At 74.1% G+C, this 14,294-nt stretch carries 10 protein-coding genes; 5 read left to right on the top strand and 5 right to left on the bottom strand.

Annotated features, from left to right (window positions below):
• Window positions 1-124: 124 nt before the first annotated feature.
• Entirely contained in the window at window positions 125-2,938 is a 2,814-nt protein-coding gene (locus tag ACFYSC_RS23980) for an ATP-binding protein (protein ID WP_389965585.1), read from the bottom strand.
• A 355-nt stretch (window positions 2,939-3,293) separates the two neighbouring features.
• Here ACFYSC_RS23980 and ACFYSC_RS23985 point away from each other — a divergent pair, with 355 nt between their 5' ends.
• From ACFYSC_RS23985 to ACFYSC_RS24000, 4 genes are all read left to right on the top strand, one after another.
• Window positions 3,294-5,081 carry a SpoIIE family protein phosphatase gene (locus tag ACFYSC_RS23985; RefSeq protein ID WP_389965588.1) on the top strand — a complete coding sequence of 596 codons (1,788 nt, stop codon included), beginning with the start codon at window positions 3,294-3,296 and terminating at the stop codon, window positions 5,079-5,081.
• Window positions 5,082-5,288: 207 nt separating this feature from the next.
• Entirely contained in the window at window positions 5,289-5,543 is a 255-nt protein-coding gene (locus ACFYSC_RS23990) for a hypothetical protein (protein ID WP_362935333.1), read from the top strand.
• Between the two features lie 208 nt (window positions 5,544-5,751).
• A complete protein-coding gene (locus tag ACFYSC_RS23995) occupies window positions 5,752-7,893 on the top strand; it encodes a M6 family metalloprotease domain-containing protein (protein WP_389965592.1) in 2,142 nt (713 codons plus the stop codon).
• Window positions 7,894-7,958: 65 nt separating this feature from the next.
• The gene (locus ACFYSC_RS24000; RefSeq protein WP_389965595.1) at window positions 7,959-10,571 is read left to right on the top strand and encodes a tetratricopeptide repeat protein; all 2,613 of its coding nucleotides are present in this window, start codon (window positions 7,959-7,961) and stop codon (window positions 10,569-10,571) included.
• 195 nt (window positions 10,572-10,766) lie between these two features.
• Here the strand turns inward: ACFYSC_RS24000 and ACFYSC_RS24005 are convergent, their stop codons facing one another.
• Window positions 10,767-11,162, bottom strand: coding sequence for a hypothetical protein (locus ACFYSC_RS24005; protein WP_362935324.1), 396 nt, complete (start codon window positions 11,160-11,162; stop codon window positions 10,767-10,769).
• A 119-nt stretch (window positions 11,163-11,281) separates the two neighbouring features.
• Here ACFYSC_RS24005 and ACFYSC_RS24010 point away from each other — a divergent pair, with 119 nt between their 5' ends.
• Window positions 11,282-12,082, top strand: a complete 801-nt coding sequence (locus tag ACFYSC_RS24010) for a tyrosine-protein phosphatase (RefSeq protein WP_362935321.1) — start codon at window positions 11,282-11,284, stop codon at window positions 12,080-12,082.
• Window positions 12,083-12,146: 64 nt separating this feature from the next.
• Here the strand turns inward: ACFYSC_RS24010 and ACFYSC_RS24015 are convergent, their stop codons facing one another.
• From ACFYSC_RS24015 to ACFYSC_RS24025, 3 genes are read right to left on the bottom strand one after another with little or no spacing between them, the layout of a single operon-like run.
• Entirely contained in the window at window positions 12,147-13,196 is a 1,050-nt protein-coding gene (locus ACFYSC_RS24015; protein WP_389965599.1) for a Gfo/Idh/MocA family oxidoreductase, read from the bottom strand.
• Window positions 13,193-13,327: a hypothetical protein gene (locus ACFYSC_RS24020; protein ID WP_389965602.1), complete on the bottom strand. Its 135-nt coding sequence runs from the start codon at window positions 13,325-13,327 to the stop codon at window positions 13,193-13,195. The genes ACFYSC_RS24015 and ACFYSC_RS24020 overlap by 4 nt, the downstream gene beginning before the upstream one ends.
• Window positions 13,320-14,228 (bottom strand): PAC2 family protein, encoded by a 909-nt coding sequence (locus ACFYSC_RS24025; protein WP_362935312.1) that lies wholly within the window; start codon window positions 14,226-14,228, stop codon window positions 13,320-13,322. Before ACFYSC_RS24025 ends, ACFYSC_RS24020 begins: the two co-directional genes overlap by 8 nt.
• Between the last annotated feature and the right edge of the window lie 66 nt (window positions 14,229-14,294).

Consider the following 14,294-nt stretch of genomic DNA (forward strand, 5'->3'; position numbering starts at 1 on the left):
GCCCCCGGGACCGAGCGATCGGCCCCGGGGGCCCCGTCGTCTCCGGTCCGTCGTCTCCGGGCCGGAGACGACGGACGGGTGCCGTCCCCGGAGGCGGACGGGGCGACGCGCGGGCCGGGCGCGTTCAGACGGGCGGGGCGACCTCGGTGCGCGACCGCAGGCCGAGCTTGCGCAGCACGGTGGCGACATGGGTCTCGACCGTGCGCGTCGACAGGAACAGAACGTCGGCGATCTCCCGGTTGGTCCGGCCGAGCGCGACCAGCCGGGCCACCTCCTTCTCCCGCTGCGACAGCGCGCCGGCGTTGCCCTTGCGGCCCCGCGGCAGCGGGGACTCCACACCGAGGTCGCGCAGCGCGCGCCGGCAGCGCGCGGCGTCGTGGGTGGCGCCGAGCTCGCCGAACCGCTCCGCCGTCTCGGCGAGGGCCGCGGCGGCGGAGCGGTCGCCGAGGGCGAGCCTGGCGCGCGCCTCGCTCTCGCCCACCCGCGCCGCGGTGTAGGGCTGGGGCAGGGCCGCGTACGCCTCCCGGGCGCGGGCGAAGAAGTCCGCGGCCTCGTCCGGCCGCCGGTCGGCGACCAGCGCGCCCCGGGCGTGGTCGAGTGCGGCGTGCGCGGCGGGGGCGAGACGGCCGGTGATCCCGTCGGCGAACTCGGTCACCAGCTCGGCCCCCTCCTGGACGCGCCCGGCCTGGGCGAGCGCGGTGACGGCGGAGGGGATCAGGCCGGCGCCCCAGGCCCACACCCCCTTGCGGCGCATCCGGGCGGCCGCCTGCACGGCCTCGGTGACCGCGTCCTCCAGCGCGCCGCGGGCGAGGTGCAGCTCTATCAGGCCGCCCGCGGCGGCCACCGCGATCGGCAGGAAGCGTGCGTCCGGCGCGTCCATGCCGGCGCTGTACAGGCACTTGCGGGCCTCCTCCCACTCACCGGTGGCCAGGGCGAGCAGCCCCAGCACCAGCCAGGCGTCCACCGCGATCAGCGGGGCCTCCGTGGCCAGCTCCACCAGGGCGATCGCCTGGTCACGGAGCCCCTCCCACCGGCCGGTCAGCCAACGCCTGCGGACCGTCGCGACATCGACGGTGTAGGCGGGGAACAGCACCCCCGTCTCCGCGGCCAGCCGCCGCCCCTGCCTGCCGAACTCCTCCGCCGCGGTGTAATGGCCCAGCGTGGTCGCCGAGTCGTGAAGGTTGCAGTAACCGCGGGCGACCTGTCGCCGGACCGCCACGGACGGGTCGGAGACGGGCAGCGTGGCGGCGATGGCGAACGCGTCCCGGGAGCCGATCGACATCTCGAACGAGGCGCGGTTGGCCAGGACCGCTGCCGCCAGCTCCGGGTCGTCGGTGATCGCGACGAGCGCCTCGGCGCGGGCCATCCACTCCGCGTGCGTCGCCAGCGACTCGGTCCCCCATTCCGGCAGCGCGAGGCTGGCCCAGCCGCGGGCGGCCAACGTCGGCCGGTCGTGCAGCTCGGCGACGGCGGCCAGGACCTCGGGGCGTCCGGCGGGGATGTCGCCCGCCTGGTTGGACAGCATCAGTCCGAGGTTGAGACGTGCCTCGCCGCGCACCTCGCGGGCGAGGAAGTCGTCCCGCAGCAGGCGGCGCAGCAGCCGCACCACCCGCTGGTACGACAGCCCGGTCGCCGCCAGGCGGCTCAGCGCCAGCGAGAGGGGGCCGCGCTCGGGCGCGGGCAGGTCGGGATCGGCGAGCATGCCGTCGAGCACCTCGACCGCCAGGGCGGTGTCGCCGAGCGCGGCCGCCCGGTCGGCGGCCGCTCTGCCGTGGCGCAGCCAGGCGCCGATGTCCCCGGCCTGCCGGGAGTGGAAGGCCAGCTGGACCAATGGCGGAGGGGTCACCGCCGCGAGCGCGGCCATCGCGCGCTCATGCGCCAGGCGGCGGTCCGGACCCGGGATCGCGTCGTAAACGGCCTGCTGGGCGAGGGCGTGGCGGAAGCCGTAGCGGCCGCCGGGATGCTCACGGAGCACGCCGGCGCGCAGCGCCTGGCCCAGCCCGGCGGGGGCCCCGCTGACCGCGGCGATCAGCCGTTCGTCCACGGGGAGCCGCAGCACCGCCGCCGCCTGCGCGGCGCTCACCGCCGCCGCGGGCAGACCGGCCATCTGCTCGGCCATCGCCTCACGCAGCAGCAGCGGCACCCCGGCGCGATCCAGCGCTTCGGGCCCCTCCGCGTCGGGCAGGGAGCGGACGACCTCCTCCACCACGAACGGTATGCCCGCCGTGTGCTCGTGCAGCCGCGCGACGAAGGCGGGCGGCAGTGCGGAGCGGTCCAGCAGCGCGCAGGCCAGGCTGTTCACCTCCGGGGCGTCCAGCGGCCGCAGCGGTATCACCAGGCTCGTCGTGCCCGGAGGGCGCCGGTAGGCACGGCCGAGCGGCAGGCCCGGCGTGTTCAGGTCCTCCCGCCGGTAGGTCGCCACCACCGTCAGTCCCTCGGGCGGCTGGTCGGCGAGGAACCGCAGCAGGTCCCGCGTCCCGTCGTCGGCCCAGTGCAGGTCCTCGATCACGAGCAGGGCCGGTCCGACGGCCGCCAGCAGGGCGCGCATCGCGCGGAACAGCCGGTGCCGTTCGGCCCGCGGATCATTCAGCGGCGGTGGTGGCGGCGGGAGCGCGTGCGACAGTTCGGGCAGGTAGTCGCGGAGCACGCCGGTGACCGGGTTGAGGACCTCGGCCGCCGGCAGCCGGCCCGCGACCTCGCGGAGCGCCTCCACCACGGGACCGTACGGGAAGGGCTCGCGGATCTGGTGGCAGTAGCCGAGGAGGACGGGCCGGTCGCCGGACACGAGACGGTCCAGCGCGGCGTGGACGAGCCGGGTCTTCCCGATGCCGGCCTCTCCCTCCACCAGCACCACGGCCGGCGGGCGGGCCATCGCCTCGATCAGAACCCGCAGCTCAGAGGTGCGTCCAACGAGTACGGGAGAGGCCAGGTTGTTCATTGGCGGCTCCGGGTGAGACGGGTCGGGACCCTCAGGGAGGGTCCCGCATATCGCCATTCAAGGTCAACCTCTGGACATAACGGACTTGTTGCGGGTGCGTGTCAAGGTTCATGTGCGCGGCCGCTCCCGGAGCGGCGGGAGCGGCCGCGCCGACCGCCTGTGATCCGCGTATCGGACGTTCGGCGCGGCGGGGCGCGGAAGCCGTGGATGATCGCGGCCGGGCATGTCGGAGTTCTTCTTTCGGCAAAGGGACATCGTTGAGCACTGAGGAGTTATTGGAGGGATATCTATAAGTTTGTCCAACCTCCTTATGACCATCCTGACGCCAGGCTGGTAATCGGACCCGGGAGGTGGAATGGCGATTCCCGACCAGGGGGACGGTGAACGCCGGGCCGCCGCCCAGGCGCTGGTGCGCGACAGGATCGAGCTGATCAGGCGGCGCATGCGCCGGGCGGCGGTCCTCGACCAGGCGACGTCCCGCCTCGCCGTACGGATGAACGTGCGGCCGGAGGAGGCCGCGGCCCACCTGGCCCGGCTGTCGCACGAGAGCGGGGTGGACCTGCTGGAGGTGGCCCGGTCCGTGGACGAACGGACCGGGACGCCGCCGGAGCCGCCGGGGGTGACCGCGCCGGAATGGGTGACCCCCGTCATGGAGGCGATGCCGCTGTGCGCCATGTACCTGAGCCCGGTCACCGACGAGACGGGCCGGGTGGTGGACTTCCTCATCGTCGCGACCACCGAGGGCGTCGAAGGGGTGACCGGCCGCTCCCTTCCGTCCTCCCGGGGACGCCGGCTCCTGGAGTACGCCCCGGGGGTGATGCGCGCCGGGCTGCTGGAGGAGTACATCCGGGTCCTGGAGACGGGGGAGCCGTTCCAGCGGGGACCGTTCGAGTACGTCGGGGTCAGGGAAGACCGGCTGTGGCCGCGCTCGATCAGCGTCCGGGTGAGCCGGCTCGCCGACGGGGTGCTGTTCACCTGGCAGGAGCTGAACGAGGAGGAGCGCCTCATCACCGGCTGGGAACGCGCCCAGCGGATCGCCGGTCTGGGCTGGGCCGAGTGGAACCTGGCCAGCGGCCGGACCATCTGGACCCTCCCGATGTACGAGATGTTCGGCCGGGAGGTGCCGGAGGGGCCCCTGCCGTTCGACCAGCTCCCCGAAACGGTCGTGGAGGAGGACCTGGGCGCCGTGGAGGAGGTGGTGCGCGTCCTGCTGGAGCACCGGGAGTCGGTCGAGCAGGAGTTCCGCGTCCAGCACCGGCACGGCATCCGGCACCTGCGCCTGGTCGCCGAGCCGGTTCTCGACGGGTCCGGCTTCCCGTTCGCCGTCCGCGCCATGGCCCAGGACGTCACGGCCGACCGCCGCCGGGAAAGGGCACTGGCCGAGGCCCGCGACCAGGCTCTCCAGGCCGGACGCCGGGCCGACGAGGAGCGCCGGGTGGCGCTCGCCCTCCAGGACACGATCATGCCCACCCACCGCGGCGTGTTCGACCTGCCCGGCCTGCGCATGGGCGTGAGGTACTCGCCCAGCGGCGAGCTCGAAAGCCTCGGCGGCGACTGGTTCAAGGCCCGTCAGCTGCCCGACGGCCGGGTGCTGCTGGCCATCGGCGACGCCATGGGTCACGGCCTGAGCGCCGTCAGCCTCATGGCCCAGATGCGCAGCGGCCTCGCCGGCCTCGCCTACACCGGGGCCCCGGCCGACCAGCTCGCCAGATGGCTCAACGAGCTCGCCTTCCACGCCAACCAGAACATCACCGTCACCGGCACCGCCGTCATCGGCCACTTCGACCCCGCCGCCCGCACCCTGGAGTGGGTCTCGGCGGGCCACCTGCCGCCCGTCCTCGTCCGCGACGGCAAGGCCGTCTTCCTGGAGACCAGCAACGGCACCATGCTCGGCGCGTTCGAGAACATGGAATACACCCTGACCACGACGCAGCTCGCCCGGGGCGACCTGCTGCTGCTGTACACCGACGGCGTCGTGGAGCACCGCGGCCACAGCCTGGACATCGGCCTGAACGCGATCCTCGAAGCCGCCGGGCGCTGCACCGAGACCGACCCGGAGAAGAACCTCGTCTGCGTCCTGCGGCAGCTCGGCGGGGAGCGCGCCACCGACGACATCTGCCTGCTGGCACTGCGGGTGCTCTGACCTGGGCGTATCGTCCCCGGGGCCTCCGTGGCGGCCTGGACGGCCCCGCGCGGGGGGATCGCCGCCCGGGGTCCTTCCGGCGGTACGGGCTCCTGTGGTTCGCGATACGGGGGGCGGAGACGCGGCGATGACCTTCCCTGTCGTTTGTGTAATCGATAGAATGCACAGAGTAACTTACCTGCACTTGTCCCGGTTGGGGGTTTCTCCGTGGAGAGTTCGGACGGTCGGGTCCTGATCCTCGTCCTGATCGCGACGGTCGTGTTCTTCGTCGGCCGCCGCTTCCAGCGGACGGTGGACGCCTGGCTCGGATGGGGCAAGGCGGTGAGCGCGGCGGCTGAGGCCGCCGCGAAGATCGCGGACGCGAAGTCGGCGGCGTGGTCGGCGGTCCGCGGCATGACGCTGGTCGGGGCGGTCACGCTGGTCTTCCTGGCCGTGATCGTGAACGCGGTCCGGTCCGGGTGACCGCGCTGAGACGTCGCACCCTCCTGGGAACCGAGGGCGCGGCGGCGGCCCGCCGTCCTCCCTCCGGGACGGCGGGCCGCTCACGTACGGGAGGTGCGAGGCGGCAGGCCGTTCGCGCGGGGGCGCGGGGACGGTGAACCGTTCGCGTACGGGGGAGTGCGGGGCGGACCGTTGATCTACGGCGGGGCGGTCTATAGCGTCGTCTGTCGTGACTCACCCCCCACGGTTGTTCAAAGCGCTCGTGGCGGCGGCGGTGCTGATCCCGGTCGGCCTCGCCTCGGCCCCGGCATCCGCCGACCCCGCCGACCGGGCCGCCGCCCACGTCACCTCCGCCGCCGACCCCGCGACCCCCTGGCGCCTGGACCAATGGCCCCGGACCCAGCCCTGGCAGCGGGACGCCCCCGCCGGCTCCGGCGACTCCACCACCGCGCTGCGCGCCAAGCGCGGCCTCCCCGCCCCGATCGACCCGCAGAACTGGAAGAACCCGGACCACATGACGTGGGCCGACTACACCCGGCCCCCCGGCGCCGACTGGGCCGATCCCGCGGTCAAGGGGTCCAAGCGGACCTTCCGCGGCGCGCTGGTCCTGCTCGACTACCCCGACCAGCCGTTCGTGGTCACCCGGCCCCAGGGCTCGACCGTGTTCAAGAATCCCAGCGCCGAGGCGCACGACATTCCGCGTGACAAGGTCGCCCGGTTCTACAAGGACTTCCTCAACACCCCCGGCCCGCTCAACCGCGGCCACACCATCCACGAGTACTGGATGGAGGACTCCGGCGGCCGCTACGGCGTCGACCTGACGGCCTTCGGCCCCTACCTGATGCCCGGCAAGTCGCACGAGTACGGCATGGAGTTCCAGGGCGACGGCGCCTGCCCGGCCGGCGACACCTGCGACCGCAACATCCGGACCGACGGCAGGGCGGCCTGGGCCGCCGCCGAGGGCGCCGAGGTGCCCGCCGGGTTCGACTTCGTCTTCTTCCTGAGCGCCGGTCAGGACGAGTCGTCCACCTGGCAGGAGTTCGGCCAGATGAAGTTCCCGGCCAAGGAGGCGGTGACCGACGACTTCGGCCCGCCCGACCCGAACCTGCCCAACTGGGCCGACACCCGCTACGTCGACTGGACCTCCTGGGCGTCGGCCGCCTCCATCTGGCCCAACGCCGGGGGCGGCTCGTCCACCCAGGCCGAGAGCTCCGGCCAGGGCGTCTACGCCCACGAGCTCAGCCACATCCTCGGCATCGGCGACAACTACAACAACCCCTTCGGCGTGCCGCCGCGGCGCTCCTACACCGGCATCTGGGAGATGCTCAGCCGCGGCAGCTTCAACGGCCCCGGCGGGCCGCACAGCCGCTGGCTGATCCCGCCCACCGGGGGCGGCTCCATGGGCGCCCAGCACATGCTCCGCAACAAGATCAAGCTGGAGATGGTGGACGAGCGCAACGTGCTGCGCCTGTCGCGCGGGGCGCTCGCCGGCTCAGGGCTGGTCATCGCCGAGGTGACCGCCCGGGTGGCGCAGCCGGGGCCGAAGGGCCTGTCCGGGATCAACATCGCCTTCGGCGACGGCGACCGCGCCCCGGCCTGCGACGCCGCCAAGGACCCGATGTGCGACGGCGGCGGCTACGACAACTACACCGTCGAGGTCGTCGACCGGATGGGCGCCGACTCCTTCACCCCCGACTCGGGCGTGCTGCTGGCCAAGACCAAGAACGCCGACCGCGCGCCGTTCGAGTGGGTCGTCGACGCCAACCCGCAGGACATCGGCATGACCGACTACGTCCTGCCCGACGGCACCGCCGTGCCCATCACGATCGGCGACTACCGCCAGCTGTCGGACGCGCTGTTCCACGCGGGCACCGGTTCCGGTTCGGAGTTCGAGTACGTGGACGAGGCCAACCGGCTCCACTTCTACGTCCTCGACCTGCGCCGCGACGCGGCGGGCGTCCTGTCCTACAAGGTCGCGGTCCGCTCCCTGGACGGCGCGGGACCGCAGCGGCGCGGCGTGCGGCTGCTCCCGGCCGCCGGCGTCCCGGCGGGCAAGGGCCTGTCGAGCTGCCGGTTCCCGCTGTTCAACACCGGCCGGGCCGCCGGGACCGGCGCCGGGCACCCCGAGGACGTGCGCGCGTACCTCGGCGGCGACGTCTACCGGCTGTCGGCCACCGTCCAGGGCCGCGGCTGGACGGCCTCGCTGCCCAACTCGCTCGCGACCGCGGACTTCGGCCGCGGGACCTCGGTGACCGTCGACGCGGTGCGGGCCGACGGCGGCAGCCGCCTGGCGAAGGTCACCCTGACCGCAGTCTCCGAGAGCGACCCGGCCAGGACCGCCACGGCCACCTGCCACGTGGCCGGCCTGTAGTCCCCGCGGCGGCGGGACGGCAGGACCCGCCGCCGCGCCGCAGCCCCCTTCCCCCGGAGGTACGGATGCCCGGGTCGGCCGACGCGCCCGACCACCACCCCGATGACCGCACGCCCCGGCCGCGCCGGCGGCGGGCCCCGCTGGCGGCGCCCGCCGCCGCCGGGACCGTCGCCGCGACGGCCAGCTTCCTGGCGACCTCGCTGGACGTCTGGACGCTGCCGGTCGGCGTGGAGATCGGCGTCACCGCCCTGGCGGGCCTCCTGGTGGGGCTGCTCACCTGGGCGACGGCCGGCCCGCGGGAGCGGGAGACCGCCGGCGACGAGGGCCCGTCCTGGCGTCCGCCCGACCAGTGGCCGCCGGTCCCGGCGCACTTCACCGGGCGGAGCGAGTCGCTGACGGAGCTGCGCGGGGTGTTCGCCGCCCGCAGGCGGTCCCGCGACCCCGGGGAGGACGCCGCGCCGCTGGTCGTGTCGGTGTACGGCAGAGCCGGGGTCGGCAAGTCCACGCTCATCGCCAGGTTCGGGCACGAGATCGCCGGGCGGTTCCCCGACGGGCGCCTCCACGCCGACCTGCGCGGCACGGTCGAGGCGCCGGTCGGGCCCGAGGAGGTGCTGATCGGTTTCCTGCGGGCGCTGGGGGTACGGCTCACCACCGACCCCGGCGGCCTCACCGAGCTGCGCAGACTCTGGCTGACCTGGACCAAGGGCAGACGCATCCTGATCGGCCTGGACAACGCCCATGACGGCGAGCAGGTCAGGGACCTCATCCCGGCCGAGCCGGGCTGCGCGGTCCTGGTCACCTCGCGGCAGCCGCTGTTCCTGCTCAACGCCCACGACAAGCGGCTCTCGGAGTTCAGCGAGGCGCAGGGCGTGGAGCTGCTCGCCCGGCTGGCGGGAGACGACCGGGTCGCCGCCGATCTGGAGTCGGCCCAGGAGATCGTCCACATGTGCGATCGCCTGCCGCTGGCCATCGGCATCTGCGGCGGACGCCTGGCGACCCGGGAGAACTGGACGCTGCGCGAGCTGGCCGGCCGGCTGCGGGACGAGCGCCGCCGCCTGGGCCAGCTCGAACTCCCCGGAAGGCCGCTGGACCGCAGCGTCCGCGCCTCCCTGCAGCTCAGCTATGACGACTGCACCGGTCTGCAGCGGCGGCTGCTGCGGACGCTCAGCCTGCTCACCGCCCCCGACGTGCCCGGCTGGGTCGCGGGAGAGCTGCTCGCCACCTCCGAGCCGGACGGGGCCGACCAGCTGGAGGCGCTCGTCGACGCCCAGCTCGCGGAATGCTCCGGCGTCGACTTCTCCGGGGTGATGCGCTACCGCCTGCACGACCTGGTCCGGATCTTCGCCCGTGAGATCGCGGTCTCCGGTGACGACGAGGCGTACCGCCGGGCGGCCGTGGAGCGGGTCCTGTCCGGTTACCTCCGTCGCGCGGAGGCGGCGGCCGTGGCACGCTGGCCGCAGGACTGGGGCCGCGGCGGCAGGAACACCGGAGCGGCGGCGGCGAAGGAGGCCCAGGCGTCGGCGGCCGACTGGCTCAACGCCGAGCGGCTCACCCTGGTGGCGCTGATCCACCAGGCCAGGAGTCTGGAGCTGTGGGAGCTCGCCTGGAGACTGGGCCGCGCCTTCTGCTCGCTGTGCCACTCGCTGCGGGCCTACTGGTCCGACTGGCGGGCGGTCGCCGAGATCGTGTGCGAGGCGGCGGACCACATGGGGGACCGGCGGGCGTCGGGCATCGCGCTGCTGGACCGGGCGGCGGTGACCAGCGGGCAGGGCGGTCACCGGGCGGCCGGGGCGGACGCCGGGCGGGCGCTGGAGATCTTCCGGGAGCTGGGGGAGCCGTGGTGGGCCGCCCGGGCGATGCGCACGGTCGGCATGACCCTGTTCAACGAGGGCGACCTCGACCGGGGGCGGAGCCACCTGATCGAGGCGGTCGCCGCGTTCAAGGCGGAGGACGACCGCTGGTGGTCGGCCAGGACCCAGCGGAACCTCGCCGAGCTCCGGCTGGCACAGCGTCGCCCGGAGGAGGCGGGGGCTCTGCTGGAGGAGGCGCTGGCGGTCTTCAAGCACGACGGCAACCGCTACTCCGAGGCCCAGACGCTGCGGGTCTACGGCGAGGTGCTCGGTGCGACCGCGCGGGCGCTGCACGCCCGCGGGGAGATCCGGGCCGCCGAGAAGGACTTCGCGCGGGCCGGTTTCAGTCTGGAGCGGGCGGCGGAGATCTTCCGGCTGAGGGACGAGCTGTGGGAGGAGGCCAGGTGCCTGCGCGCGGCCGGCGAGGTGGGCAACCCGGCCGACGGCCTGCGCGAGCTGACCTTCGTACGGCGGGCCACGGACATGCTGGCCGCGCTCGGCGACTCCTGGGGCGTGGCGCGGTCGGAGCTGTCGGCCGGCCGGGCGCTGGGCCGGCTGGGCCGTACCGGGGAGGCTCAGGAGGCGTTCCGGCGGGCGATCCACGACTTCGAGGAGCTGGGCGACCGCTGGTGGCTGGCCAGGAGCCTGCGGTACCTCGGCGAGGCGCACCTGGAGGCGGGGGACCGTCCGGAGGCGATCACCCGGCTCCGCCGCGCCCTGGACGTCTATCGCGGCCTCGGCAACCGGTCGGGGACGGCGCGCACCCTCGAACTGCTGCGCCGCGCGGAGGAGCCCGAAGGGGAGGGTGAGAAGGCGGAGGAGAGGTGAGGCGGGCCGTCACGTCCGGGTGCGTCACGTCCGGGTGCGTCGCGTCCGGGCGCCTCCCGTCCGTCACCGCACGGGAGGCGGGCCGGCCCTCCGTCACCCCGAGGGGCCGGATCCCGTGATGCCGAAGGGCCGGTCCCGGTGGCGCAGAAGGGCCGGCCCCGATGGCGCGTGGGGGGCGGGATGCTCCTATGGATGTCAGCCCAGCAGCACACCGAGGAACAGCGCGGCCAGCGCGGACAGGCCGCTGAGCGCCCCGAAGGCGGCCATCGCGCCCCGGCCGCGGGCGCGGGCGTGCAGGAACGCCGTCACACCGGAGATCACCACGACCGCCAGCTTCACGTGCAGGGTGGTCTTGTAGGCCGGGTCGCCGCCGTCGACGGCGAGCATGTTCCAGACGCCGGTCGCGACCAGGACGGCGAACGCCGGCCAGGCGACCCTGTTGAACGCGCGGGCCGCGGTTCCGGTGACCCCCTCGCCCGCCGTGCGGAGCGAGGGGACGAGGAAGGCGAGGGTGAGCTGCCCGCCGACCCAGACGGTGGCGGCCAGTACATGAAGGAAGACACGGACGGTGTCGAGGGATACGGAAAGCACCCGATCAACATATTGGCCGTGCCCTTCGGTCTGGACTCCGGGGATACGGTCCGACATTTACGACAAGAGGCACTGGTTGTTCCCTGCGCGGACATATTCCGCCGTATAGGCTCCCAATGATGAACGAACTGACGCGATGGATCGATCTTGAAGGTGCCGTCAACGTTCGCGACCTCGGCGGGCTCGCGACGGTGGACGGCGGGACCACACGATTCGGCCGGGTCTACCGGTCCGACAACCTGCAGGGACTGACCGGGCGCGATGTCGAGCTGCTGGTCGGCGAGCTGAAGCTACGCCACGTCGTGGACCTGCGCTCGGTCGCCGAGGTGTCGCTGGAGGGGCCCGGACCGCTCACGGCCGTCCCCGAGGTGAACATCCACCACCACACGCTGTTCGCCGAGAGCGGCGGGAACACCGACGTCGACGCCGACACGGCGATCGACGGCGCGCGGGTGCTGCCCTGGCAGGAGCGCGGGGAGGAGGACCTCGCCGAGCTGCGGGTGACCGGTTTCTACTACGGCTACCTGCGCGACCGGCCCGACGCCGTGGTGGCCGCCCTGCGGGCCATGGCCCACGACGACGGCGCCGCCGTCGTGCACTGCGCGGCGGGCAAGGACCGCACCGGCGTCGTCTGCGCCCTGGCCCTGGAGGTCGCCGGGGCGACCCGGGAGGCGATCGTCGCCGACTACGTCGCCACCGGTGACCGCCTGGAGGGCATCATGGCCCGCCTGCGCTCCAGCGCCACCTACCGCGACGACCTCGACTCCCGCCCGGCCGACGACCACCGCCCCCGGCCGGAGTATCTCCGGCAGTTCCTGCACGTCCTGGACGACCGCTTCGGCGGCCCGATGGCGTGGCTGGAGTCCAAGGGATGGACCGGCCGCGACTCCGAGACCCTGCGCTCGCGCCTGCGCGACTGACCTCTCCGGAGGGCTCGGAACGGGACGGACGCGGTGCTCGGCCGCCGGACGGTCCCTGGAGGGCTCAGAGCGGGACGACGCGGTGCTCGGTCGCCGACCGCCGGGCGGCCTCCAGAACGGCGAGCACCCCGGCCACCTCCTCCGGTTCCACCGGGGGAGGGGCGCCCTCGCGCAGACACGCCACCACGCCCCGGTAGAAGTCGAGGTAGGCGCCCGGCTCGGTGCGTACCGGGCGGTGGCCGGCATCGGCGCCCAGGGCGCCCCAGCGCTCCTCCGGCTCCTCGCCGAAGCCGGGGGAGCCCGGGTCCGCGCCCGCCCGCAGGCGTTCCTCCTGCACGTCCAGGCCGTGCTTGACGTATCCCGCCCGGGAGCCCAGAACACGGAAACGGGGGCCGGGCATCGGCGCGACCGAGCTGACCCACAGGTGGGAGCGGGCGCCACCCGCGTGGGTGAGGGCGACGAAGGTGTCGTCGTCGGAGGCGACGCCCGGACGGCGCACCTCGGACTCGGCGTAGACCTCGACGGCCGGGCCGAGGAGCCGCAGGGCCTGGTCCACCAGGTGGCTGCCCAGGTCGTACAGCAGGCCGCCGAGCTCCTCGGCGCCGCCGGCTTCGCGCCAGCCGCCCTTGGGGACGGGACGCCAGCGCTCGAACCGGGACTCCAGCCGGGTGACCTCACCGAGTTCCCCGGAGGAGACCAGCCGCTCGACGGTCAGGAAGTCGCCGTCCCAGCGGCGGTTCTGGAAGACCGTCAGCATCAGGCCGCGCTCGCGCGCCAGCCGCGCCAGGTCGCGGGCCTCCGCCGCGGTCCCGGCCAGCGGCTTGTCCACCACCACCGGCAGGCCCGCCTCCAGCGCGGCCCGCGCCAGCGGCACGTGGGTGCGGTTGGGGGAGGCGACCACCACCAGGTCGCTCTCCTCCCACAGCTCCGCGGCGTCGCCCACCGCCCGCGCGCCGTACCTGCGGCGCACCTCGGCGGCCCGCTCCGGGTTCCCGGTCACCACCGCGGACAGGCGCAGGCCCGGCGTCGCGGCGATCAGGGGGGCGTGGAAGAACGCCCCGGCCACGCCGTAGCCGACCAGCCCGACGCGCAGGCCGGCCGTCGCGCCGGTCACCGGCCCGTCTCCGGGTCGGCCGTCGCGCCGGTCGCCGTGGTGGTCGTGGTGCCGGTCGCCGTGGCGGTCGTGGTGCCGGCCGTCGTGGCGGTCGCCGCGTCAGCCGCCGCGTCAGTCACCGTGTCAGTCACCGTGCCGCTCGTCCCGCTCGGCGAGGAACGCCTCGAACTGGGCGGCGAGCTCGTCGCCGGTGGGCATCTCGGACGGCTCGGCGATCAGGTTGCCGCGTTCGGAACCGGCGGCGAAGGCGTCGTACTGCTGCTCCAGGCCGCTGATGGCGGTGGACAGCTCGGTGGACGCCTCGATCTGCTCGGCGATCTCGACGTCGGTCTTGGCGGCGGCCTCGCGCAGGCCCTCCAGCGGGAACACCAGGCCGGTGCTGCCGGTGATCGCCTCCAGGGCGGTCACCGCGGACGCGGGATACTCCGCCTGGGCGAGGTAGTGCGGGACGTGCACCGCGTGCCCCAGGGCGTCGTGCCCCTCGGCGCCCAGCCGGAACTCGATCAGCGCGGCGACGCTGCCCGGCACCCGCACCTCGCCGAAGACGCTGGTCCGGCCGGAGACCAGCTCGGGGCGGGTGGCGTGGCTCGTCACGCCCAGCGGGCGGGTGTGCGGCGCCGCCATCGGGATGCCGTGCGCGGTCACCAGCGTGCCCACGCCCAGCCGGGTGACCAGCGTCCCGACGGCCGCGACGAACAGCTCCCACTGGAAGTCGGGCTCGGGGCCGGTCAGCAGCAGGAACGGCGTGCCGGTGGTGTCGTGGACCAGTCGCAGGACGAGCTCGGAGCTCTCCACGTCGGACCACCGGTCGGTGTCGAACGTCATCACCGGCCGCCGGGAGCGGTAGTCGAGCAGGCGGTCCACATCGAACGTCGCGATGACCCGGTGCTCCAGCTCGGCGAGCAGATGGCCGACGGCGAGGCGCCCCGCGGCGCCGGCGTCCACGAAACCGTCGAAGTGGTAGAGCAGCACCGGATCGGTCAGCTCAGGGATGTCATCGCTGAGCCGGTAGAGATCCGTCGGGTCTGACACCGTGTTCCAGCCTTTCGTCAGTCGTCTCTTGAGGTGAACCCGTGAGGCGTCCGGTGAATTCCGCCG

Origin of the sequence: Streptosporangium sp. NPDC004379 (genome assembly GCF_042873875.1) — a bacterium.
Taxonomy (GTDB): domain Bacteria; phylum Actinomycetota; class Actinomycetes; order Streptosporangiales; family Streptosporangiaceae; genus Streptosporangium.